Origin of the sequence: Gemmobacter fulvus (assembly GCF_018798885.1) — a bacterium.
In the GTDB taxonomy this organism is placed as follows: Bacteria; Pseudomonadota; Alphaproteobacteria; order Rhodobacterales; family Rhodobacteraceae; genus Gemmobacter; species Gemmobacter fulvus.
In genome coordinates this window covers 108,608-132,347 of the sequence record NZ_CP076366.1, presented here as the reverse complement: position 1 = coordinate 132,347, position 23,740 = coordinate 108,608, and the positions used below count along the sequence as shown (strand labels likewise).

Below are 23,740 nucleotides of genomic sequence, written 5' to 3'. Positions count from 1 at the left end.
AAATATGGGCAATCCTGGGGGCACGCGGTATAAACAGCCATGCCTGCGCCCGCCGATCTCCCCTTTGATATGGACAGCCTTCCGCCCGCCGTGCGTGAGGCGTTTGCGACCATGCAGGCCAAGGTCACCGGGCTGGAGGCGCAGACCGAACGTCAGGATTACCTGATCGCCGAGCTGCGCCATGCGCTTTACGGCAAGCGGTCCGAGCAGTTGGCACCCGACGAGCGCCAGCTGGCTTTCGAGGATCTGGAAACGGCGGTCGCCGAAGCCGAGGCCGCGCGGGCAGCGCTGGCGGAGCGCAATGCCGATGGCAGGCCCAGGCGTCCGGCAGCCAAACGCAACCTTGGCCATCTGCCAGATCACCTACCGCGCATCGAGCAGGTGATCGAACCCGCGCAGAAGATATGTCCCTGCGGCTGCACCGACATGGTGACGATCGGCGAAGACCGCGCCGAACGTCTCGACATCGTTCCTGCCCGCTTCCAGGTCATCGTCACCATTCGCCCCCGCTATGCCTGTCGTCGTTGCGACGCAGGCATCATACAGGCCGACACGCCCAACTGGCTGATCGAAGGCGGTTTGCCGACCGAGGGCACGCTCGCCCATGTCGCCGTCTCCAAATATGCGGATCACTTGCCGCTTTATCGCCAATGCCAGATCTATGGCCGGGGCGGCGTGGATCTGGACCGGTCAACCCTGGCAAAGTGGTGTGGCGTAGCAGCCTATCATCTGGCCCCGGTCGTTGACCGGATGTTGGTCCACCTCAAGCGATCCGGCCGCCTGTTCATGGACGAGACCCGGGCACCGGTCCTCGATCCCAAGGCGGGCAAAACCAAAACCGGCTACCTTTGGGCGGTGACCCGCGATGATCGCGGCTGGGGTGGAGGCGATCCGCCCGCGGTCGTCTTCACCTATGCGCCCGGGCGCCATGGCCGCCATGCGATGGACATCCTGACAGGCTTCGAGGGCATTCTTCAGGTCGATGGATATACCGGCTATGACGCCTTGGCCGAACCAAAGCGCGTGGGCGGCATGCCCCTGACGCTGGCCTACTGCTGGGCCCATTCCCGGCGCAAACTGCATGACATCTATCAAAAGGACGGCTCCGAGATCGCCGCCGAAGGCCTGCGCCGCATCGCCCAGATCTACAAGATCGAAGCCAGCGTCCGGGGACGCTCACCCGAGGAGCGCCTAGCGGCCCGCCAAGCGCGATCGGCCCCGCTGATTGCCGACTTCCGCCTTTGGCTGACCCACCAGCGCAGCCGGATCTCCGCCAAATCCCGCTTGGGCGAGAAGCTCGGCTATATCCACCGGCACTGGGATGGCCTGCAGATCTTCCTGTCCGATGGCCGCGTCGAGATGGATACAAACCCGGTCGAAAATACCATCAGACCCCTAACCCTCAATCGTAAAAACGCGCTGTTCGCCGGTCATGACGAGGGCGGCCGAACCTGGGCGCGCCTGGCCTCGCTTATTGAGACCTGCAAGCTGAACGCCATCGATCCCTACGCCTACTTGCGCGAAACCCTGACCGCCATCGCCAACGGCCACCCCGCAGCGCGCATCGACGACCTCATGCCCTGGGCCTTCCAAAAGCCGTCAAGCTGAAAGCCTGACGGGGATCACGCACCGCTTACGGTCAAGAGACCGGGTCGGGCGAACCAGCATTCCGGACGGAGCGCCTTTGAGCGCGGGTAAGCGAACTGGTCCCGGCCTGCATATCTCCATACAGGCCCGCGGCGCACGACACGCCGCATCCTCGAGGCCGGACACACGACCGCACCTGATCACATGCCCAAACGAACCCAAGATTCCGCTTGCATCCAAGGGGGCGTCCACACACGAGCTGTTGGGCTGGCATCTGTCGCGATCCGGCAAGGCCACGACCGCCGCCAGCGCGTTGGAGCATGCCCTGATCACCAGGTTCGGCACCTTGGGCCGGGTCACGCAGGAGTTCCTGCTGAGGTCGGACAACGGGCTGGTTTTTACCAGTCGCAAGTTCACGGCGCTGGTCCGCAGCTACGGGTTGAAGCAGGAGTTCATCACGCCCCACTGCCCGCAACAGACGGATGTAATTGAACAGCCCCGTTCTGCGGCATTTGCCAATTTTATGTTTGAGCACCTGGTGACGCCGGAGGCTGAGCTCGCCTCCGCGTTCGTTGCCAGTGTTGCATGAGCCGCCGATAGACCTGTTCCGCCTGCTTGGCCATGCCGCGATCCGCTTGCCTCAGTTCGGGACGGTTGTAGCCATAGGCGCTACCGCGTTGGCCACGCTGGGCTTGCTCTCCGGCCACAAGCTCCATCTTGCGCATTTTGCGTGCAAGAAGTGTCGGGCGACCCCAAGCATAGTCCTCCCCTGTTGATTTCCACCCAGAACTGAGCCGGGTTTGGAGTGAACCCCTCGGGCTGGACCATAGGGGTGCCATCTGAGCTAAGCCGCCTTTTGGGCGAATAGGGTTTCGAATTCCTCGGGGGTTCGGTAGCCGAGGGCGGAGTGCAGTCTCTTCGAGTTGTAAACCTGCTCGATGAATTTGGGCAAGCGGGCCGCGACGTCGGCGAAGGTTTCGTATCCGGCCCTGTAGACTTCCTCGACCTTCAGCGTCTTCATGAAGCTTTCGGCCTGTGCGTTGTGATAGGGGTTTCCGACGCTGCTCATGGAACCGCGCAGACCTGCGGCCTGAAGAGCATCGCGATAGGTTTGAGATGCGTATTGGCAACCCCTATCCGTATGATGGAGACAGCCTTCGGGAGGGTTTCGGTTGGCCACGGCCGAGTGCAGAGCCGCAAGTGCCAAGGGCGTGTCGAGACGCTGCGACAGCGCATAACCGACAACTTTGCGGCTGCAGGCATCCAGAATGACCGCCAGATAGCAGAACCCTGTCGCAACGCGGATGTAGGTGAAGTCTGCGACCCAAACCCTGTCCGGGTGATCAGGGATGATGTTGCCGTAAAGGTTCGGGAATATTGGGGAATCGTGCCTGCTGTCCGTCGTTCTGACAAAGCGCCTGCGGGGTTTGATGCCAAGTCCCGCCTCCCGCATCACCCGTGCTATCCTCTTGTGATTGACTACAAACCCGTGGCGACGAAGCTCATGGGTCACGCGGCGGTAGCCGTAGCATGGCAGTTCATCCTGGATGTCTTCGATGATGGCCGTGAGTTCAGCGTCTGTAAGCCCTTCGGCCTTGGCGGCGGGGCGGTAATAATAGGTGCTGCGAGGCAGGTTCATGGCTTTGCACCCCCGCCTGATGGAGCAGGTGCGGGGCCGCTGATCACGAAGGACTTCTCGCTGTTGTTGGCGGTCGGCATCCGCGGTGTTTTTTTGGCAAGATCCAGCTCCATCGTGAGCTGGCCCACCTTGCGCTCGAGGGCTGCGATGCGGGCCTCGTATTCGGCGATGACGCTGGCTTCGGCCTCCTCGTCCGTCAGCTCGCCACGGTCGAACTGGGTCAGCCAAAGCTGGATGAGGTTGGCAGAGATGTTATGGCTGCGTTGCGCATCGCGTCGCCCGATGACGCCGGCCCGGATATCTTGGCAGAGCTGCAGCTTGAATGCGGTCGAATGTCGACGGTAGGGACCTCGTGATGTCATGAGCCTTCTCCAAACAAGGCCCGTTCAGCGTATCAGATCTTCAGGCTCCTGTGGTCCAGCCCGAGGGGTTCACTCCAGTTTTCCATCGAGAATTGAGCCACCTCTGACTATGGATTTCGGGTCATGTTGGGGTCAAGGCATGGTTTGCGTCCTTCTTTTTTCGGGCTGCTGCGGCTGAACTTGCTTTGAAGCGGAAGCTGTCGTTTCCGGTCTCGAGGATATGGCAGCGGTGGGTGAGGCGGTCGAGCAAGGCCGTGGTCATTTTGGCATCGCCAAAGACGGTGGCCCATTCGCTGAAGCTGAGATTGGTGGTGATGACGACGCTGGTGCGCTCGTAGAGCTTACTGAGCAGATGGAACAGCAACGCCCCACCCGAGGCGCTGAACGGCAGATATCCGAGCTCGTCCAGGATCACCAAGTCGAGGCGGGTCAGGCTTTCGGCGATCTGACCGGCCTTGCCTTTTGCCTTTTCCTGCTCGAGGGCGTTGACCAGTTCGATGGTCGAGAAGAAGCGAACCTTGCGGCGGTGATGCTCAACGGCCTGTATGCCAATGGCGGTCGCGACATGGGTCTTGCCGGTGCCCGGCCCGCCAATCAGGACGACATTCTGGGCCCCGCCCATGAACTCGCAGCGGTGCAGCGTCCTGACGGTCGCCTCGTTGATCTCGCTGGCGGCAAAGTCGAAGCCCGAGAGGTCCTTGTAGGCTGGGAAGCGTGCCGCCTTCATATGGTAGGCGATGGACCGCACCTCGCGTTCGGCCAGTTCGGCCTTCAGCAGTTGCGACAGGATCGGAATGCAGGCTTCAAACGCCGGGGCACCCTGTTCGATGAGATCCTCTACGGCTTGGGCCATGCCATACATCTTCAGGCTGCGGAGCATGATGACGATAGCGCCGGCGGCGGGGTCATGACGCATGGCGGCCTCCCGCGACGATCTGGCTGCGCAGTGCGTCATAGCGTTCGACATTAGCTTTGGGTTCACGCCGCAGAATTAGCGCTTGCGGGGTATCCAGCGGCGGACCACCGATCACCTTGCCGTCGACCAAGCGGTGCAGCAGGTTCAGCACATGGGTCTTGGTCGGCACGCCCTCGGCCAGCGCCAGTTCCACGGCGGTCAGCACGGCCTGTTCGTCGTGCTGCACGACAAGCGCGAGGATGTCCACCATCTCTCGGTCACCGCCGGGTTTGCGCAGCATCTGATCCTGCAACTGTCTGAAGGCAGGTGGTAATTCCAGGAATGGCGCACCATTCCGAAGAGCCCCGGGCTTCCTTTGCACGACCGCCAGATAGTGCCGCCAGTCATAGATCGTCTTCGGGGGCAGCTTGTGGCTGCGCTCGATCACCCGGGCGTGTTGGCACAGGATGTTACCCTCCGCCGCCACGACCAGCCGGTCAGGATAGACCCGCAGACTGACGGGCCGGTTCGCGAATGATGCCGGAACGCTGTAGCGATTGCGCTCGAAGCTGATCAGGCAGGTGGGTGAGACGCGCTTGCTGATCTCGATGAAGCCGTCAAATGCCACTGGCAGCGGCATCAGCGCGGCTTTCTCGTCAGCCCAGACATCCGCGATCGTGCCGGGCAATGTGCCATGGGCGGTCTCGTGCCATAGCGCGATGCAGCGCTCCTCCAGCCAAGCGTTCAGCGCGGCAAGATCAGGAAAGGTTGGCATGCCTTGCAGCATTTGATGGCGGGAGTCGCGGACGTTCTTCTCGACCTGTCCCTTCTCCCACCCTGCCGCTGGATTGCAGAACTCCGGCTCAAAGACATAGTGGTTCGCCATCGCCAAGAAGCGGATGTTGACATCGCGGGCCTTTCCGCGGCCCACACGATCCACCGCCGTCTTCATATTGTCGTAGATGCCGCGTTCCGGCACGCCGCCGAAGACCCGGAATGCGTGCCAATGAGCGTCGAACAGCATCTCATGGGTCTGCAAGGGGTAGGCCCGCAAGAGAAAGGCACGGCTGTGCGACAGCTTGATATGGGCGACCTGAAGCTTCGTGCGCTCACCGCCGACAACCGCGAAGTCCTCGCTCCAATCGAACTGGAACGCTTCGCCAGGGCGGAAAGTCAGCGGGACGAAGGTGCCGCGCCCCGTCGTTTGCTGCTCGCGTTGTCGATCAGCCCGCCAGTCCCGGGCGAAGGCCGCAACCCGGTTGTAGGAGCCGGTGAACCCGAGCGTCACCAGATCGGCGTGCATCTTCTTCAGGGTCTGCCGCTCTTTGCGTGGCTTCCCGGCATTGGTCTTCAGCCAGCCCGCCAGCTTCTCGGCAAAAGGGTCAAGCTTGCTCGGCCGCTCCGGCGTCGCGAACTTCGGCTCTACTGTGTCCGCAGCAAGATGCTTGGTCACAGTATTGCGTGACAAACCTGTGCGCCGCGCGATCTCGCGGATCGACAGCTTCTGTCGCAAGTGCATACGGCGAATGATGTTCAAAAGTCCCATGTGGATCACTCCGTTGCCCCCGCCGCTCGCCGCTTCGAGGGAAGGTTCACATGGCTCAGTTCTCAGTGGAAATTACGCGCCTACCCGGCTCAGTTCTGGGTGGAAATCAACATCCTCCCCCTTCGACAGCATGTGCCAGATCAACACAGCCAGCTTGCGGGCAACCGCGACGGCGCCGACATGTGCCCCGCGGCGTGCCTTGATGCGCTCGTAGAAGGCGCGCAGTGGCCCAGGGCTTCTCACCGTCTGCCAGGCCGCCTCGACCAGCAGGTGGCGTGCGTCGCTCCGGCCGCGCTTGGTGATCCGTCCATGATAGGCCGGGCCATCGCCGGATTGCCGCACGCTGGCATGCAGTCCGAGATAGGCGGATAGCTGATCCGCAGATGGAAACCGGTCGATCCTGCCGATCGCAGCCATGACCCCGACTGCCACCACCATATCGACGCCAGGGATTGTCATAAGCCGCCTGACAGCCGTATCCGGCATGGCTGCACGTGCAATGTCCTCTTCAACCACCCGCTGCGCTGCCGTCTGCCGGTCATATTCTTCAATGTGTCGGATGATCGCCGCCCGCTCATCCGGCGGCACGTCTTGGGCCAGAACCCAAGCACGTCCCCTGCCGCCGAAGATATCCTGATGCGGACAGCGGGGTATGAGATGTGCGTGAAGGATCGACTGCACGATGGCCTTCAAGCGCACCCGACTCTTCACCAGCTGGTTGCGCCGTGTAACCTGACGGCGCCGTGCCTGGGTCGCAGCATCGGGGATCCAGACTTCAGGTAGGAACCCCGCAGCATAGAGCTGAGCAAGCACACGAGCATCAATCTTGTCAGTCTTGGTCTTTGCCCTTGCGATGAGGTGAACCTGCAAGGGATTGGCCACAACAACCCGCGCCACATGTGGCGTAAGTATCTCGACGACGGCTGCCGCATTGCCTGTGGCTTCCACAACCACATGATCGGTCGGCAGGAGGGTCACGGCGAAAGCCGACAGCTTCTCTCTTGTCATATCGACGCGGCCAAGTCGTCGCGCGGTCCCGTCTTCCAAAACCACCGCCTCAGCAAAGACGCGATGGATATCCAGTCCAATGATGCGCATAGCGGCCTCCTTCCGTTGGCAAGAAGGGAGCAGGCGGGCACGCGGCATTTACAGATCCGTGCTCTCGGCACATCCGGGCGAGCCGCAGGGGCGACCATATAACGGAACGGGCTCTCGGCCCACCGCTGTAGCTCGGTCTGCCCGCACTCACGTGCTCCCGATGCCCCAAGGTCCCGGATGCCATCATGATAGCAGTTCCCGGCGCCGAAGGCATCGCTGTGATCATGCCGGATAACGGCATGGTCGAGCGCGTGATCCGAACACTGAAAGAGCAATGCGTCCATCGCCAACGCTTCGACAGCATCCAGCATGCAACACGCGCTATCGGCGACTGGATCAGCTTCTACAACAACCACCGCCCGCATCAGGCGCTTGCCATGCGCACGCCTGCCGAGGCATTCAGATTAGCGGCTTAACCTGAGCAGATTCAGATGGGTCGATACAGCCGCGCCATGAACCTGAAAAACCCGCTTGGCTAAATCCAGCCCGACTATGCTAACATCTTCCATGGTTATTCCCTCCTTCCCGTGACGTTACCCAACATCACCTTGGCACATCGCAATGACGTCGGGAGGGGGTATCCACCCCATCACTTCTGGGTGGAAATCAACAAGTGAGGCTCACAGAGCGGTTGCGAAAGTGGTTGAATTCATAAAGCCTGCACATTAGGTGAGCTGTCCATAGATGTCATGAACGTGTTTCACGGACACGATTGTCACGCCGAGGTTGTTAGGTTAGGGATCGAACAACCCTTTGCGATGGGAATTTATTATGGAAATCAAGCATACGTCACTACCGGGTGTTGCAGTGCTTATGCCCCAGCGGTTCGGGGATGCACGCGGTTGGTTCAGTGAAACGTGGAATGCCGCCCGGATGGCGGATGTGGGCCTTGATCTGGATTTCCTGCAAGACAACCATTCCTTCTCTGCGATGCCGGGTACGCTGCGTGGGCTGCATTATCAGCGGCCACCGCGTGCTCAGGTCAAGTTGGTACGCTGCACCCGTGGTGCGATCTTCGACGTGGCCGTCGACATCCGGAAGGGATCACCCACCTATGGCAAATGGATGGGCGTGGAGCTTTCGGCTGAGAATGGCAAGCAGTTGCTGATTCCAATCGGTTTTCTTCATGGATTCGTCACAAGAACCACCGATTGCGAGGTGCAGTACAAATGCACTGACTTCTACGCGCCCGAATGCGATGGCAGCATCCGCTGGGATGACCCTATCATCGGCATCGACTGGGGGCTCGGGGATGATCAACCCGTACTGTCCGACAAGGATGCGGTGGCACCACTGTTGGCTGGTTTCGACAGCCCCTTCACCTGGGAGGGTGAGACGTGAAGATTCTCGTCACCGGCGGCGCCGGTTTCATTGGCTCATCCGTGGTGCGTTTGGCGGTGGCGCGTGGCCATGCGGTGGTCAATTTGGATGCGCTGACCTATGCCGCCTGTCTCGACAATGTGGCTGAGGCTGCGCGAAGCCCGCTTTACGCCTTCGAACATGTTGATATCCGCGACCGGGTCGCGCTGAATCGGGCTTTTGCCGTACATAAGCCGGATTTGGTGATGCATCTGGCGGCGGAATCCCATGTCGACCGTTCGATCGACACACCGGGCGATTTTGTCGAGACCAATATCACCGGCACTTACAACATGCTGGAAGCGGCGCGCGCCTACTGGATCAGGGCTGGCAAGCCCGCAGGCTTCCGCTTTCATCATATCAGTACTGACGAGGTGTTCGGTTCGCTGCCTGCCGATCCTTCGGTCAAGTTCTCCGAGGAAAGCTCCTACGACCCGCGCAGCCCCTATTCGGCTTCCAAGGCCGCCTCTGACCATCTGGTGCGCGCATGGGCCGAAACCTACGGCCTGCCGGTGGTGCTGACCAATTGTTCCAACAATTACGGACCCTACCACTTCCCGGAAAAGCTGATCCCGGTGGTGATCTTGAACGCACTGGCTGGCAAGCCGCTGCCGATCTATGGCGACGGCAGCAATATCCGGGACTGGCTGTATGTCGAGGATCATGCAGATGCGCTTCTGCTGGTGGTGGAGCAGGGCGTTCCAGGCCGCAGCTACAACATTGGTGGTGAGAACGAGCGCACGAATCTCGAACTAGTTAAGACGCTCTGCGCCATTCTCGACGAGAAGCGCCCGAAGGAAAGCGGCTCTTATGCCGACCAGATCACCTTTGTCACCGACCGGCCCGGCCATGACGCGCGCTATGCGATCGACCCTACCCGTATCCGACGTGAACTGGGCTGGACCCCCAGCGTGACAGTGGAAGAGGGGCTGGCGAAGACCGTGCAATGGTATCTCGACAATGAAGCTTGGTGGCGCCCGCTCCAAGCCCGCAATGGCGTGGGTGAGCGACTGGGAGTCAAGGCATGAGCGGCATGGGTCTGCTGATTTTCGGATCGACCGGCCAGGTCGCCACCGAGTTGCGAAGGCTTGCCCCGGAGGCGCTGTTCCTAGGCCGCGATCAGGCCGACCTGTCAGAGCCTGCGGCCTGTGCCGCCGCGATCCGCGCCGCCCGACCTGTGGCGGTGATCAATGCTGCCGCCTGGACGGCTGTAGACAAGGCTGAAACCGAAGAGACTGCCGCCACGGTGGTAAACGGCGACGCCCCGGCTGCGATGGCGACGGAATGCGCTACTCTTGGCATTCCCTTTGTGCATATCTCGACCGATTACGTCTTCGATGGCATGGGGGAGGTGCCCTTTTCCACCGATCACCCTACCTCACCGCTAGGTGCTTATGGCCGGTCGAAGCGAAAGGGCGAGGAGGGTGCGCGGGCCGCCGGCGGAGTGTATGCGATCCTGCGCACATCTTGGGTCTTCTCAGCCCATGGTCATAATTTCCTCAAGACCATGCTGCGGCTCGGGCGAGAACGCGAGAGCCTGAATGTGGTGGCCGACCAGATCGGCGGGCCGACCCCGGCTCATGCTATTGCGCGAGCCTGTCTGGCCATCGCAGCGCAGTTGCAGGCTGATCCCCGCAAGAGTGGCACCTTTCATTTCTCAGGGGCGCCAGACGTCAGCTGGGCCAGTTTTGCACGCGAGATCATGGCACAAGCCGGGCTTTCCTGTAGTGTGAGCGACATTCCGACCAGCGCCTATCCGACCCCGGCCCTGCGACCAGCGAACTCGCGGATGGACTGTGCGGGACTATCCATTTTTAACCTCTCGCGTCCCGATTGGCGGACAGCGGTCACCGACGCATTGACAGAACTCGGAGCGATTTCATGACGCAAGCGATGGCGCCCTCGCGCAAGGGCATCATTCTGGCGGGCGGGTCCGGTACGCGGCTTTATCCGATCACGCTCGGTGTGTCGAAACAGCTGCTGCCGGTCTACGACAAGCCGATGATCTATTATCCGCTGACCGCGCTGATGCTTGCTGGCATCCGCGAGATTGCGATGATCACCACGCCACAGGATCAGGACCAGTTCCGCCGCACCCTTGGCGACGGCAGCCAGTGGGGGCTGAGCCTGACCTATATCACACAGCCTTCGCCCGACGGGCTTGCCCAGGCCTATATCCTGGCCGAGGATTTCCTGGCAGGCGCGCCCTCTGTCATGGTGCTGGGCGACAATATCTTCTTCGGTCATGGCCTGACGAAACTGCTGTCCGATGCCTCGGTGCAGTCGGTAGGGGCCACGGTCTTCGGCTATCGCGTCTCGGACCCCGAGCGCTATGGTGTGGTGGCCTTCGATGCTGAGGGCCGGGTGGAAAGCATCATCGAGAAGCCCGAAAAGCCCTTGTCAGACTATGCTGTGACCGGTCTTTACTTCATGGATGGAACGGCACCCGCCAAGGCGCGGACGGTGCAGCCTTCACCTCGAGGTGAATTGGAGATCGTCACGCTGTTGGAGATGTATCTGGCCGAAAGCACACTGACGGTGCAGCGTATGGGGCGCGGTTATGCTTGGCTCGATACCGGCACGCATGGCAGCTTGCTCGATGCTGGGAATTTCGTGCGGACTCTGGAAAAACGGCAGGGCTTGCAGGTGGGATGCCCTGATGAGATCGCCTTCGAACAGGGTTGGATCGACGCAGCGGGCCTGAGGGCACGGGCGAAGCTTTTCGCCAAGAACGATTACGGCGCCTATCTGGCGCGGCTTATACATGAGTGATGGCAGGATTTGGGGTGCAACAGATCTGGATGGTAGTGGGCTGCCTGGAGGCCTTGCAAAGTGGCGCGCAGCCGTGAAATATTTCGGGCGTGAAGTATACGGTTTTCTTGCTTTTTTATAACATGAAGGGCTTCTCTGATGCGATATGTCGCGCCGTTCTCCAGTCTCAATGAAAATCTAATCTTCGATGATGAGGACGGCCAGTCTTGGGTCAAGATGTCTTATGAGGCTTACAAAAGCCTTCTGAGCAAGTTGCTCTATGCCGTAGATGTCGATGAGGATTGGTATTGCTCTCGTTATCCCGACGTGGATCAGGCAATTCGTGAAGGCGCTGTGAGAAGTGCGCACGACCATTTTGTAACCAGTGGGTATTTCGAAGGCCGCTTGCCTAGCGGGACGGCAGATACCTATCCATCGAAACAACCTGTCTCTAGCCATAATGTTACAAACTCAACTGTTGCTCAAAAGAGTCAACAGGAAAATGTGAATCAAGATTTGATACTTCACATCGGGCATGGAAAAACTGGAACGAGTTTCATACAATCCGTACTGGCGTTGAATAAGGATAGGTTGGAGCGCTTTGGCGTTCTTTATCCTGGGCATGAAAGCGACGTGATGGCTTCTGATGGGAGGATCACATCCGGTAATGGCGATTTGATATTAAATCCAGAATATAAACTGAACTCAGAAAAAAGTTACCTTTTTAGTAATGAGGACCTATTTAATCAGCTTCTTGAGGGCGACACATTGGAGCGCGTTGTGCTTCGGAGGGGATTCAACCTACGTGTTGTTCTGTATACGCGAAATGTTTTTGAAGTTCTCTTTTCTGGATGGGGTCAATGGATCAAACGGGGAGGGTTAGTCAAAGATCTGAATAGTTTCCTGATCGAAGATTCTTCGAATTACCCATTTTCAAAGGTTGCGCTCTGGCTCGACGCTGCTGAGAGGTATGGTTTTGACCTGACAGTGCGGAACTATTCAAATTACAAAACTGAAATCTCAGATATTTTTATTAAAGACCTTTTCAATGGAAGTGCTCCGGGTTTCGATGTGACTTACCCCAAAACGGCTACGGTCAACAGATCCCTCACCCTCGCGGAATACGAGTTCCAAAGGGTGTTCAATAAAAACCTTAAAGGTTCCAGTGACTTTGTAAGCGATGTTCTAGTTGATGCGTGTCCAGAGGTTAAGGCAAGTAAGTTGAAGTGCACAGAAGTAACTTATGACGTGGTTGTGAGTCGAATCAAACCTATTATTGATGACATTAATAGGAGGATTCCTGAAAGTGAGAAGGTGATTATCGAAGGGAAGGATGCTGTCGTTTCGGATGAGATTGACGCCGAATATACAATTTCTGCTAAACAAATCGAGGTTATGGTAGATTCGATATGCAATAGAATTAAGATGAGTTTGCATGATGATGATGCAAACTATCTTTGTCGTATTGCTGAAAAAATTGTTAATAAGAAGGAGGTGAAGATGGACGATGCGCTGTGCCTCATGATGCTTGCTAAAAGAGCTCGGCCCAATGGGAAATATATTGGTGACAGGGTTGCTGAGTGGACGTATCGCCTGACGAACAAAAACTCGGCATGAGGGTTCGTCAGGCAAGAAATTGCTACGTTGAGATGAGTGACGGTTTAGGGGTACGCACACGGCATGTTGCCATTACCAATCTTTGCGGCGATGCAGCAAATCGCTTGCATAACAACCTGCAATAGTTAAACATTACATACGTAGGGTGCGTGAGTTTCCTACGCTTGAACGATATGAGGATTTAGATCATGCGGTACGTTCCGCCCTTTTCCAGTCTCAATGAAAATCTCGTATTCAGCAGCGATGAGGGAAAGCCTTCGGTCAAGATGACCTATGAGGACTTCGAAAGCCTGCTGCGCAAGCTGCTCCATGCCGTCGAGATCGACGAGGAATGGTATCGCGACAACTATCCCGACGTCGAGCAGGCGATTCGTGACGGTGTGGTGAAGACCGCGCGCGAACATTTCATCGCTAGCGGCTATTTCGAAGGCCGACTGCCCTGCGAGATCGAGGTGGACGAAGAGTGGTATTTCAAGGCCTATCCCGACATCGCCGAAGCTGCCAAGGCGGGGCAGATCGCCTCGGCCAAGCAGCATTTCCTGGCTTTCGGCTATGCCGAGGGGCGCCTGCCCACTCCGTAAGGCAGGCCGACCTTCCTGTCGCAAGTTCAATAATGCGGTTTTATCATGATACCTGATTTCGATCACGGGGTGGTGGTCATCGGCGATGTGATGCTGGACAGGTTCGTCTATGGCACATCGGGGCGGCTTTCGCCCGAAGCACCGGTGCCGGTGGTTCGCAAGGCACGCGAAACCATGATGGCAGGCGGCGCGGGCAATGTGGCGCGCAACATCGCTGCTTTGGGCGGACGGGCGGTCCTCTTCGGGCTGGCCGGATGTGACAGGACCGGGGATGATCTGGTCCGCGTCATCGGTGAACCGGCGCGGCTGGTGCGCAGCCTCGACTGGAAAACCATTCTCAAGCTGCGCGTCATCTCCCAGCAGCAGCAGATCGTCCGCATCGATGACGAGGCGCCGCGCCCGGCTACGGCAGCCGAGGCGGGGGAACTGCTGGCGGGGCTGGCTGAAAGCTTGCCGCAGGCCCGCGTGCTGATCCTGTCGGATTACGGCAAGGGGGTGCTGACCCCCGAAGTCTGCGCTCGGGCGATCGCCATGGCGCGGGAGTCCAGGGCGCTGTGCGTCGTCGACCCCAAGGGTCGCGACTATGCGCGCTATGCCGGGGCGGATTACGTCACTCCTAATGCCTCGGAGCTGGCCGAGATCACAGGCCTGCCCACCGGCACCGATGCCGAGGTCGAGGCGGCCGGTCGCGCCCTGCTGGCCCGGGTGGATATCGGTGCGGTGATCGCTACCCGCAGCGAGAAGGGCATGATGCTGATTCCGCGTGAGGGGCCGGTGGCGGTTTCGCAGGCAACCGCGCAGGAGGTGTTCGACGTTTCTGGCGCAGGGGATACGGTCATTGCCACCTTGGCACTGGCGCTGGCGGCTGGTCGGCCGGTGCCCGAGGCGATGCGCCTTGCCAATCTGGCTGCGGGTGTTGTGGTCGCCAAGCTGGGTACTGCGGTCTGTTCCATTGCAGAGTTGGAACATGCGATGCGGATCGAGACCGGCAGCGGCGGCGTATTGAGCCATGCGGCGGCGGCGCACATCCTGCGCGAATGGCAGGCCGAGGGATTGCGCGTTGGCTTTGCCAACGGCTGTTTCGACATCTTGCATGCGGGCCATGTGCGGATGCTGCGTGAGGCGCGACGCCATTGCGACAGGCTGATCGTGGCGCTGAACGACGATGCCAGCGTCAGTCGGCTGAAGGGGCCATCACGGCCGATCAATCCACTGGAGGATCGCGCGGCGGTTCTGGCTGGGCTTGATCCGGTCGATGCCGTCACTTGGTTCGGCGAGGATACGCCGCTGGAGTTGATCTTGGCGTTGCGGCCCGACCGGCTGTTCAAGGGATCGGATTACACGATCGACAAGGTGGTGGGCGCGCAAGAGATCCGCGCTTGGGGCGGCGAGACCGTGCTGCTCGACCTGCTGCCGGGCCGTTCGACCACCGGGATCGTCACCCGGGCTGGCAACGGCACTGCGGTGGAGACCGCTTCGTGACGACACTGGATATGGCGGGCCCTCTGCGGCCCGCGTTGTTTCTCGACCGTGACGGGGTGCTGAACCACGATCACGGCTATGTCGGGACGCCTGATCGTTTTGATTGGATCGAGGGCGCCCCGGAGGCGATCCACAGAGCGAATCTGGCTGGCTGGCTGGTCTTTGTCGTGACCAACCAGTCGGGCATTGCGCGGGGTTATTTCACCGAGGAGCAATTCCATGACTTGATGGCGTATGTCCGCGCCGATCTGACCGCCCGCAGCGGGGCCCGGATCGACGATATCCGCCATTGTCCATGGCTTCCCGAGGCGCCGCTGCCGGAATGGCGCGGCGACAGTGACTGGCGTAAGCCGAGGCCGGGTATGCTGGTCGATCTGATGCGGCACTGGCCGGTCGATCCGGCGCGCAGCCTGATGATCGGCGACAAGGACAGCGATCTGCAGGCGGCGGTGGCTGCCGGGATCGCGGGTCATCTGTTTCTTGGCGGAAATCTCGACAACTTCCTCGCCCCCCTTTTACAAGCGGAGATCTGATCATGACCCTTGCAGCCCTCCGGGCGGAATACACGCTGTTGTGCGACTGGCTATTCGGGCAGGCACTACCGCTCTGGGCCGGAACGGGGACCGATCGGTCGACTGGTGGTTTCTTCGAAAAGCTGACGCCACAGGGCCGACCGCTGGACGATCCGCGCCGTGCCCGCGTCACCGCACGGCAGATTTTTTCCTTCGCCACCGCCGGGCAACTGGGCTGGGAGGGCGACGCCACCGGAATGGTGGATTACGGGTTGGCCAATCTGGTCCGCCACCATCTGCCGCCCAAGGGGATTGTGGTGCCTACTGTTGCCGCAGATGGGCAGGTATTGCGCTACGACTTCGATCTTTATGACCATGCCTTCGTTCTGTTTGCCTTGGCGGGAGCCAGCGCGATGCGTGGTGGTGATCCTGCGCTGGCCACCCGGGCGGCGGCGCTGCGCGACACGATGATCGCGGGCTGGCGCCATCCGGAGCGCGGTTTTGAGGAAGCGAAGCCGCGCAGCCTGCCGCTGAAGGCCAATCCGCATATGCATCTCTTCGAGGCGGCACTGGCTTGGGAAGAGATATCGGCCGATCCGGCCTGGGGAGCGCTGGCCGACAGCCTTGCCGAATTGTGCTTGGATCGTTTCCTCGACCCGGTGACCGGGGCGCTGAAGGAATACTTCGATGGCGACTGGCAGGCACTGTCTGCGCCGCAGGATGTGGTGGAGCCGGGGCACCAGTTTGAATGGGCCTGGCTGTTGCGGCGCTGGGGCGCGACGCGCAACCACCCCAAGGCGCTGGCCGCCGCCGCGCGTCTGGCCGAAATCGGCGAAGGGCCGGGTGTCGATCCGACACAGGATCTGGCGATGAACGAGTTGAACGCCGATCTGACCGTCCGCGACGGGCTGTTCCGGCTTTGGCCGCAGACCGAGCGGCTGAAGGCCCATGTCAGCGCCCTTGCCACTGCCAGCGACACCGCCGCGCAAGACCGCGCCGCCGATCTGGCCACCCGCGCCGCCCGCGGCCTGCGCCGCTATTTCGACCATCCGGTGCCGGGATCGTGGTGGGAGCATCTGGGCCGCGACGGCCACCCGCACGACCCCAACGAACCGGCCCGCGCCTCTAGCCTCTATCACATCACCTGCGCCATCGGCGAACTGGGACAACAGCTTGAGCGGATCGGGGCGCGCTGAAACGGGAAAGGCATGCAAAGGGAACAGATAGGCCCTATTGCAATTTATCAAGCTGGAAGGGTTGAGCCCTGCCCGGATGGCATCGAAGCAAGTATGTCCGCTGCGTATGCCGCATTTGTCGGCGGTTGCCGCTGAAGCATGTCAGCAGAAAGATCTTTACGCGCGGCGTCGTCGAGCGCCTGCAACTTTTGCCGCAAATCCGTCTTGTAGGAAAACTCGGCCATCCCGGTGGGCACCGATCTTAGGAACCGCTCTACCGCAACCGAAAGCACGATTTCTGGACGTTCGCGAAACAGGGTTTCCTTGTCGATGGAACTGGTATGCAGGCGGACAAGGCGGCGAGACCGATGGGCCAAATAGCTCACCAAAGCGCCTGCAAAACTGTCACCGAAAAGCAGGATCGACGGCCCATCCGGATCACCCCCTTCCCAAATACTGACATGCCCGTGATTGGTAATCCCATTGTTAAAGGTGCACTTCGCGCGGCCGCCACGGATGACAGCGTGCCAGCCACCCAAACCTATGGGCGGATCAAATTTGTTTGAAAGGTCTCCGATTTTTGAGACTGACCAATGGAATTCAACCTCATCCGAAATCGGCTCGATACGGCGGGGAATTTCCAGACCCTTGAAGATATGGTTCGCGACATGCCAAGCGCCAAGCGTAGACCAGTGGGTATCTCCTTTGTTGAAGAAGGAGAGGCGTTCAGCATGTCCTAGAATGAACTTTTCCAAAAACATTGCATGGACAAGGCCCTTGGCGGCTGCCTCAACCTGGTGCACCAGCCTTGACGAAGCTTTCTGAAAATCTGCTGGTACCTGTTCGGGAAACACACTTTCCTTGTTCGGGGCGACGATGACCGGTAGTGAATGTTGTGCCTGCTCATCAAGGCACCACGTTCTGCAAACTCGCGTCGCCAAGCTGCCACCTCGTTATCGTCTAGAAGCAACCGACCTTCGAACTGATCCCAAGTTCGATTTGTGTCATTTGACAGAAAAAGCCAGCCGTCTTTGCCAACGACCGCCTTGGGAACTATATTCATATTAACTCTCGTAATCTCAATATGGTTCAGAATTTAACGAAACACTTATTGGAAAGAACTTCGAAACGCAATTAAATATCCTTTGTTAGAAAGCAGTTGGCGGTTAACCTTGTACCTAATGCTCTCCATTCACGAGGTTCATCCGTGGCCCGCTGTCCGCAGCGCAAGGAAGCGGCGGCAGAGGTTGTGAACCGCGAAGGGCGACAGCGAGTGCAGGCAGGCCATGGCGCGGTGGCATTGTTCGGCCATGGCGATGTAGCAGGGCGCGCAGCTCATGTCACGGCGCAGGGCCACCGCCGAGGGGCCGAGCGGTCCCCATTCCTCGGAGGAGACCAGCGCCGAATGCACCGCCACCGTTGGCACGCCCAGCCCCGAGGCGATATGGCTGGGGCCGCTGTTGTTGCCGACGAACAGCACGCTTTCGGCCATGATGCGCGGCACCTCGGACAGTTTCGACCGGCCGACCAGATTGAACACCCGGTCCTGCCGTTTCACTGCCGCCAGCACCCGTTCGGCGATCTCGCGTTCGTCGGGGCCACCGATCAGCGCGATGCGCATGTCGTCCTGATCGGCCAGCAGGTCGATCAGCCGGCCGAAGAAGGCGGGCGACCATTGCCGCAGCGGCGTGCCCGCCGCCGGGTGGATCACCACATAGTCATGGGCGAAAAGCCCGGCGAATTCGCTGCGCAGCGCATCAGACAGCGGCGGTAACCGTTCGGCCGAGGTGGCGATGGTGCGCCGGTCGGTGGTGAAGGCGGTGCCCACCGCCTCGACCATGGTCAGAAGATCGGTGGTGACATGGTTGCGCTTGTCCGATTGCAGCGGGTCGCGTTCCCATTCCAGGGCGATGTCCAGCCAGGGAAAGCCCCGATCATGGTCGAAACCGGCGGTCAGGGGCGCGCCGCTGCGTTGCAGGATATGCCGGGTGTCGCCCTGTTTGCGCAGATCCACCGCCAGATCGAAGCGCCGCGCCGTCAGATCGGCCTCCAGCGCGGCATAATCGGCCTTGGTCAGCTTCTTGCGCCCGAGGCCCGAGCGGGCATCGAAGAATTCGAAGGGGATCAGCTCGTCGATGGCGGTTTCCATGCTGGCGATGCCCATGGCGGACCGACCGACCAGCGCGGTCAGATGCGCCTGCGGGAACAGCTCTTTCAGTCGCCGGAAGGCGGGCAGCGCGGTGACCAGATCGCCAATATGATCCAGCTTCACCGCAAGGATGCGCCGGATTTCGGTGCGCGCGCCCAAAGGATGCCCGGCATAGACCTCGCGCAGCGGCTCTTCCTCGGGGGCGTAATCATCGGCTTCGCTGCTGATGGCGGGGTTGAGATAGGGATCTCCAGCCAGACAGATATCGCCCCAGGTTTCCAGAAAACCACTGCGGTCGAAAACGTCCTTCAGATTGGCGCGGCTGGCCAGTTCATAATGGGTCAGCCGCGTATGAGGGGTGAAGATCACCGACAGGCCTGCGCGGTGCAGGCGCAGGCAGAAGTCGATGTCGTTATTCACCACGCTATGCGCCTCGTCGAAGCCCGAGACCGCATCGAAGACCGCTCGCCGCACCATCATGCAGGCGCCGGTGACGCAGAGCAGGTTGCGCTGGCTGAGGGCGAGGCCAAAATAGCAGGGGTCGTCGGCCTCGGCGAAGCGGAATGCATGCCGGGCGCTGCCGGGCATGGCGCGCGACAGGAACATGCCCGCATGCTGCACCTTGCCATCGGGATAAAGAAGCTGCGGCCCCACTACACCGACTTCAGGACGCTCGGCCTCTGCCATCAGCACAGTCAGCCAGTCGGGGGTCAGCACCTCGATATCGTCGTTAAGGAACAGCAGATAATCGCCGCTCGCCGCTGCCGCACCCAGATTGTTCAGCCGCGACCAGTTGAAGGGTTCGTCCACCTCGACCACCACATCGGCATTGTCGCGGAACCATTTCTTCCAGGCGCGGCCCTCGGGGGTGATCCGGCGGCGGCGGATGTTGTCGACCACCACGATCTCGAATTCTGCATCCCGCGTCTTGCGGTGGATACTCTCGAGACAGCGCAGGATATGATCCTTCGCGCCGATCGATGGAATGATGATCGATACCTTGCCGGGGTGGGCGGGGCGGCGCTCCAGCCGGTGCAGGAAGGGGGCGGCGCCGGGCCGCACCTTCGCCAGATCGCCCCGGTCGCGCAAATGGGCCTGAAGTGCCCGGCGTTCGGCGGAGGGGCTTTCGCCCTTGCCAGCGGCCCCCAGCATCAGGCCCGGCACATGACGGATCGCACCGCTGGCCGCCGCAGTCAGCCGCAGCACATTGGCATAATCGCCCGTCGCGGCCAGATCGGCGGGGGTGAGACCCGCCCGCTCCGCCAAGTCTCGCGTGGCAAGCCAAGCCCGGCCGATGTAGTTCTGCGACAGCAAAAGGTCCGGCGACCAAGCAGGTTTTAGATAGGCGGCCAGGGAGCTTGGGGCAATTGGATCTGCGCGACGGTCATCGCCATAAAGCAAGCCGTCGCCTGGTTCCGCCGCCAGCAGCGGGGCGAGCAACCCGGGTTCTGTCGCAAAGTTTGTTGGAGTTTGAGTGCGGGCATCGCCCGGACATAATTATGCTGCGAGCTCCGCAAACTGCTGAAACGCGGTAAGGCCGTTGGCATAGATCTGCCCCTTTCGGATCATGTGCGCGGTCTCGATCCCAGCCAAGGTCGCCTCGGCAGAATGGAAGGCCTTGAAGCCGAGCATGGGGCCCGTGATCCGCTTCACGAAGCGATGATCTTGTTCGATGATGTTGTTGAGGTATTTGACCTGCAGGATCTTGATCGTGTTGCCTGAGCCCGTGAACTTCAGGATCACATTGACGCTTTGCAGACCCGCCAGATTGGCGCCACTCTTGTCGATGACGACACGGTCGGGCACGCCGTTCGTGCCAATCGCACCCTTAAAAAATCGACGGGCTGCCGCCTTGTCGCGACGCTCAGATAGCATGAAATCAAGAGTTTTTCCCGTGTTGTCGACCGCCCGGTAATAGTAGGTCCATTTGCCTTTAACCTTGATGTAGGTTTCGTCCATGCGCCAAGATTTGGCGGTTGGCTTCTTGCGGGACTGCGCTTGTGCCGCCATCAGCGACCCAAACTTAACCACCCAACGGTTCAAGGTTGCATGGTCAACTTCAGCCCCACGCTCCTCCATGATTTCTTCCAGGTCGCGATAGGAAACTCCATATCGCACATAGAAATAAACAGCGTACAGGATTACGCTTTTAGGATAATGGGCTCCCTTGAAATCAACCGACATCCGATACACCCTGTTGCTTGCTTGTTTGAGAACCATGTCGCAAAATCAGCCAACAAACGAAAGATCCCAAAAGTTTGCGACAGAACCGCTTTTTTCCCTGTCGGCCCGCTCAGGGTCATTCGATCTTCTGCTTTGGCCCGAAACCGCCTGGCCTGGGTTCCTTGCAGAGGATCCTGGCGCACGGGTCATGTTGGGGTGGCTGTTGTCCGAAACTGGTGTCTTGCTCACCGGCAGCCCGGAGCGGGAAAAAACCGGGGCGGGAATGGTCTACCGCAATTCCGTCCTCGCTATCGCTCCGGACGGCACAATCCTCACACGTTACGCCAAGCATCACCTCGTACCCTTTGGCGAGTATGTTCCCTGGCGCAGTGTGTTGCAGTTTCAGCGGTTGGTTCAATCTCTGGGTGATTTTGCGCCCGGCCCTGGACCGCGCACGCTGGCGATTGGGCCCCACCCCTATGTTGGAGTGGCGATATGCTATGAGGCAATCTTTCCCGGCCATGTCGCCGATGACGCGATCCGTCCGGACTGGATCTTCAACGCAACCAACGATGCCTGGTTCGGCACCTCGATCGGACCATGGCAACATCTGGCTTCAGCCCGAATGCGAGCGGTCGAAGAAGGTCTCCCGCTTGTTCGTGCCGCCAACACCGGAATATCCGCCGTGGTTGATGCCTACGGTCGGACGGTGGCTATGCTCGAGCTTGGAACGGCAGGAATAATTGACACGCGCTTGCCACGACCGCTTTCGCCGACCCCTTATGCTCGCTTCGGCGACTGGACCGCGCTGGCGCTGGTCCTGCTTGCATGGGCTACCATCAGACTGCGACCGCGACTGTAGAATTCAGCGTTCTTGACAAGGAAATCGCCATGATCGGACTGCTATTTGGGGGCATCGGATTTGTGTGGGGCTATCTTCTCGCGCGACAGCGTGGAGGCAAACGGATGGACCGGCTGCAGCATGGGGCCGGTTTCGCCATCGCATTTGGTCTTTTCGGTATCTTCCTAGGGATCGCCTTGGGGCGGTTTCTTGGGGCGCACTGATCGGCGAAACATCGCCGGTCGTCAAAAAACTCACACCAATGTCGCTTGAACCTCTAGCTGCTCAAGGTTCTAGACCACTCAAATGAACCTCTTGGTCGGATATTTCGATGCGCCTTAGACGCCTTCAAATTGGGTTATGGGTCGCCGCCATCGCGGCGATGATCATTTTTGCCGGAACAAGGTGGGCCATCCAAGGCGAGGGTGTTGCTGAAACCAGTCCGGCTTTCACGCCAGTCTTTACACTTGCGGATGAGGAAGGCCGTATCAGGACGAGTGCAGAGTTTCGCGGGAAATTCCTTCTCGTCTTCTTCGGCTTCACAAACTGCCCCGATGTCTGCCCTACGACGCTTTCTGACGTAGCCCAAGTTATGGACGATCTCGGGGCGGATGCCGAGAAAGTTCAACCGCTTTTCGTCTCGATTGACCCCGAACGCGACCGGCGGCTCGGCCTTGCGGCCTACACTGCAGCCTTTCATCCGGCGATCCTGGGTCTGGCAGGGACCGAGACCGAGACGAAAGCCGCGGCCGACAGCTTCAAGATTTTCTATGAACGCGAGAACGATGCTGCATCGCCTGACGGCTATTCCATGGCGCACAGTCCCGGCCTTTTCCTGATTGGTCCGGATGGTGAATGGCTTCGCCAATTCACCTACGGCACTCCGGCCGCCGACATCCTTTCCGACCTTCAGACGAGGTTTTGACCCATGAAACACTTGTTGCTTGCTGCGACCCTGTCGTTGACTGCATCAGCGGCCTTTGCCTGCGAAACCGTGACAGTCGGTGATCTGAGCGTCGAGCATGGCTGGTCTAAGGTCACCATCGGCGCTGGCCGTCCTGGCGTTTTCTATGTCTCGATCAGCAATGCTGGCGCTACCGACGATGCTCTTGTCGGCATTTCCACGCCAGCAGCGGGGATGCCGATGTTGCACGAGACTGTGCTCAAGGATGGCGTCGCGTCGATGCCGCATGCCATGTCGATCCCTGTCCTGGCGGGCCAAAGCGTCCAACTTTCGCCGGGTGGCTATCACGGGATGCTCATGGGTCTGACTGCGGCCCTGAAGGAGGGTGACAGTTTTCCTGTCACGTTGTCTTTCGAGAAGGCAGGCGAGGTGACAGTGAATGTAGAAGTGCTTTCCGTGCGTGCGGAGGGTCCGGATTGCGCCGACGCAGAACAATAATTCTTGGGGTTGGGAGCGTAGTCGGCGCCATGGCCTTCATGTTGGGCCTTGGCGCCTACCGCACGAGCAATGGCCCGGTCTTGAATGCGGCCCTGCCGCTGTCGATGAGCGAAATGAGTTGGCAACTGACCGACCACCGCAAACGGGCCGTTCGATCCGCTGACTGGATCGGCCGCTCGACAATGGTGTTCTTCGGCTTTACCTGGTGTCCCGATGTTTGCCCAACCACGCTAAGTGACATATCCGGCTGGCTGGAGGAGTTGGGGCCAGATGCCGACCGGCTGAACATCGCCCTCATCTCGGTTGATCCCGACCGCGATACGCCGGACGTGTTGGCCGAGTATGTCGCCAATTTCGACCCGCGGATTGCTGGTCTGACCGGAACTCCCAGTCAAATTGCTCAGGCTGCTGAGGATTTTCGTGTGTCCTACCGCAAGGTACCGCGTGATGGAGACGACTACACAATGGACCATACAGCTGGAGTTTTCCTGTTCTACCCGGACGGGCGCTTTGCCAGCATCATCGACTTCCACGAAGACCGGCGCTTCGCCGTGCCCAAAATTCGCCGTGCCCTCAGTTGA

23 protein-coding genes and 2 pseudogenes are annotated in these 23,740 nt (G+C 59.9%); 17 read left to right on the top strand and 8 right to left on the bottom strand.

Annotation, left to right across the window (positions count from 1 at the left end):
- The first annotated feature begins 39 nt into the window (after positions 1–39).
- Positions 40–1,608: an IS66 family transposase gene (tnpC, locus tag KM031_RS22415; RefSeq protein ID WP_215502983.1), complete on the top strand. Its 1,569-nt coding sequence runs from the start codon at positions 40–42 to the stop codon at positions 1,606–1,608.
- 241 nt (positions 1,609–1,849) lie between these two features.
- On the top strand, positions 1,850–2,176 hold the full coding sequence (locus tag KM031_RS22410) for a hypothetical protein (protein ID WP_260692254.1): 327 nt from the start codon (positions 1,850–1,852) through the stop codon (positions 2,174–2,176).
- Between the two features lie 255 nt (positions 2,177–2,431).
- Here the strand turns inward: KM031_RS22410 and KM031_RS22405 are convergent, their stop codons facing one another.
- From KM031_RS22405 to KM031_RS22385, 5 genes and pseudogenes are all read right to left on the bottom strand, one after another.
- Positions 2,432–3,247 (bottom strand): IS3 family transposase, encoded by an 816-nt coding sequence (locus KM031_RS22405; RefSeq protein ID WP_260692143.1) that lies wholly within the window; start codon positions 3,245–3,247, stop codon positions 2,432–2,434.
- Positions 3,223–3,588 carry a hypothetical protein gene (locus tag KM031_RS22400; RefSeq protein WP_246567528.1) on the bottom strand — a complete coding sequence of 122 codons (366 nt, stop codon included), beginning with the start codon at positions 3,586–3,588 and terminating at the stop codon, positions 3,223–3,225. Before KM031_RS22400 ends, KM031_RS22405 begins: the two co-directional genes overlap by 25 nt.
- Positions 3,589–3,709: 121 nt before the next feature.
- The gene (istB, locus tag KM031_RS22395; RefSeq protein WP_215508045.1) at positions 3,710–4,504 is read right to left on the bottom strand and encodes an IS21-like element helper ATPase IstB; all 795 of its coding nucleotides are present in this window, start codon (positions 4,502–4,504) and stop codon (positions 3,710–3,712) included.
- Positions 4,494–6,029, bottom strand: a complete 1,536-nt coding sequence (gene istA / locus KM031_RS22390) for an IS21 family transposase (RefSeq protein WP_215508047.1) — start codon at positions 6,027–6,029, stop codon at positions 4,494–4,496. The genes istB and istA overlap by 11 nt, the downstream gene beginning before the upstream one ends.
- Before the next feature lie 111 nt (positions 6,030–6,140).
- Positions 6,141–7,127, bottom strand: a pseudogene (locus KM031_RS22385) (IS110 family RNA-guided transposase); the annotation flags it as partial.
- 185 nt (positions 7,128–7,312) lie between these two features.
- Here KM031_RS22385 and KM031_RS22380 point away from each other — a divergent pair.
- The 10 genes from KM031_RS22380 (at position 7,313) to KM031_RS22335 (ending at position 16,625) form a co-directional block, all read left to right on the top strand.
- A complete protein-coding gene (locus KM031_RS22380) occupies positions 7,313–7,543 on the top strand; it encodes an integrase core domain-containing protein (protein WP_215507931.1) in 231 nt (76 codons plus the stop codon).
- A gap of 355 nt (positions 7,544–7,898) precedes the next feature.
- Positions 7,899–8,468, top strand: coding sequence for a dTDP-4-dehydrorhamnose 3,5-epimerase (gene rfbC, locus KM031_RS22375; RefSeq protein ID WP_215507932.1), 570 nt, complete (start codon positions 7,899–7,901; stop codon positions 8,466–8,468).
- On the top strand, positions 8,465–9,514 hold the full coding sequence (gene rfbB / locus KM031_RS22370) for a dTDP-glucose 4,6-dehydratase (RefSeq protein WP_215507933.1): 1,050 nt from the start codon (positions 8,465–8,467) through the stop codon (positions 9,512–9,514). Before rfbC ends, rfbB begins: the two co-directional genes overlap by 4 nt.
- A 5-nt stretch (positions 9,515–9,519) precedes the next feature.
- Positions 9,520–10,371, top strand: a complete 852-nt coding sequence (gene rfbD / locus KM031_RS22365; protein ID WP_215507950.1) for a dTDP-4-dehydrorhamnose reductase — start codon at positions 9,520–9,522, stop codon at positions 10,369–10,371.
- Complete coding sequence (gene rfbA / locus KM031_RS22360) at positions 10,368–11,258, top strand: glucose-1-phosphate thymidylyltransferase RfbA (RefSeq protein ID WP_215507935.1); 891 nt, start codon at positions 10,368–10,370, stop codon at positions 11,256–11,258. Before rfbD ends, rfbA begins: the two co-directional genes overlap by 4 nt.
- 138 nt (positions 11,259–11,396) lie before the next feature.
- A complete protein-coding gene (locus KM031_RS22355; RefSeq protein WP_215507937.1) occupies positions 11,397–12,854 on the top strand; it encodes a hypothetical protein in 1,458 nt (485 codons plus the stop codon).
- A 188-nt stretch (positions 12,855–13,042) separates the two neighbouring features.
- Complete coding sequence (locus KM031_RS22350) at positions 13,043–13,435, top strand: hypothetical protein (protein ID WP_260692253.1); 393 nt, start codon at positions 13,043–13,045, stop codon at positions 13,433–13,435.
- Positions 13,436–13,480: 45 nt separating this feature from the next.
- Complete coding sequence (gene rfaE1, locus KM031_RS22345) at positions 13,481–14,917, top strand: D-glycero-beta-D-manno-heptose-7-phosphate kinase (RefSeq protein WP_215507939.1); 1,437 nt, start codon at positions 13,481–13,483, stop codon at positions 14,915–14,917.
- A complete protein-coding gene (locus KM031_RS22340) occupies positions 14,914–15,450 on the top strand; it encodes a D-glycero-alpha-D-manno-heptose-1,7-bisphosphate 7-phosphatase (protein ID WP_215507942.1) in 537 nt (178 codons plus the stop codon). Before rfaE1 ends, KM031_RS22340 begins: the two co-directional genes overlap by 4 nt.
- Positions 15,451–15,452: 2 nt before the next feature.
- Complete coding sequence (locus KM031_RS22335) at positions 15,453–16,625, top strand: AGE family epimerase/isomerase (protein ID WP_215507944.1); 1,173 nt, start codon at positions 15,453–15,455, stop codon at positions 16,623–16,625.
- Positions 16,626–16,672: 47 nt separating this feature from the next.
- On the opposite strand, the gene KM031_RS22330 is transcribed toward KM031_RS22335, so the two are convergent.
- The 3 genes from KM031_RS22330 to KM031_RS22320 form a co-directional block, all read right to left on the bottom strand.
- Positions 16,673–17,545, bottom strand: coding sequence for an alginate O-acetyltransferase AlgX-related protein (locus tag KM031_RS22330; protein WP_215507946.1), 873 nt, complete (start codon positions 17,543–17,545; stop codon positions 16,673–16,675).
- 260 nt (positions 17,546–17,805) lie between these two features.
- The gene (locus tag KM031_RS22325) at positions 17,806–20,019 is read right to left on the bottom strand and encodes a glycosyltransferase family 9 protein (protein ID WP_215507948.1); all 2,214 of its coding nucleotides are present in this window, start codon (positions 20,017–20,019) and stop codon (positions 17,806–17,808) included.
- Between the two features lie 231 nt (positions 20,020–20,250).
- The gene (locus KM031_RS22320) at positions 20,251–20,937 is read right to left on the bottom strand and encodes an IS6 family transposase (RefSeq protein WP_260692227.1); all 687 of its coding nucleotides are present in this window, start codon (positions 20,935–20,937) and stop codon (positions 20,251–20,253) included.
- Between the two features lie 25 nt (positions 20,938–20,962).
- Between KM031_RS22320 and lnt the strand changes: the two are divergent.
- The 5 genes and pseudogenes from lnt to KM031_RS22295 all read left to right on the top strand — a co-directional run.
- Positions 20,963–21,778, top strand: a pseudogene (gene lnt, locus KM031_RS22315) (apolipoprotein N-acyltransferase); the annotation flags it as partial.
- Between the two features lie 29 nt (positions 21,779–21,807).
- On the top strand, positions 21,808–21,981 hold the full coding sequence (locus KM031_RS22310) for a hypothetical protein (RefSeq protein ID WP_215507455.1): 174 nt from the start codon (positions 21,808–21,810) through the stop codon (positions 21,979–21,981).
- Between the two features lie 107 nt (positions 21,982–22,088).
- A complete protein-coding gene (locus KM031_RS22305) occupies positions 22,089–22,682 on the top strand; it encodes an SCO family protein (protein WP_215507456.1) in 594 nt (197 codons plus the stop codon).
- 3 nt (positions 22,683–22,685) lie between these two features.
- Positions 22,686–23,159: a copper chaperone PCu(A)C gene (locus KM031_RS22300; RefSeq protein ID WP_215507457.1), complete on the top strand. Its 474-nt coding sequence runs from the start codon at positions 22,686–22,688 to the stop codon at positions 23,157–23,159.
- A gap of 38 nt (positions 23,160–23,197) precedes the next feature.
- Entirely contained in the window at positions 23,198–23,740 is a 543-nt protein-coding gene (locus KM031_RS22295; RefSeq protein ID WP_246567364.1) for an SCO family protein, read from the top strand.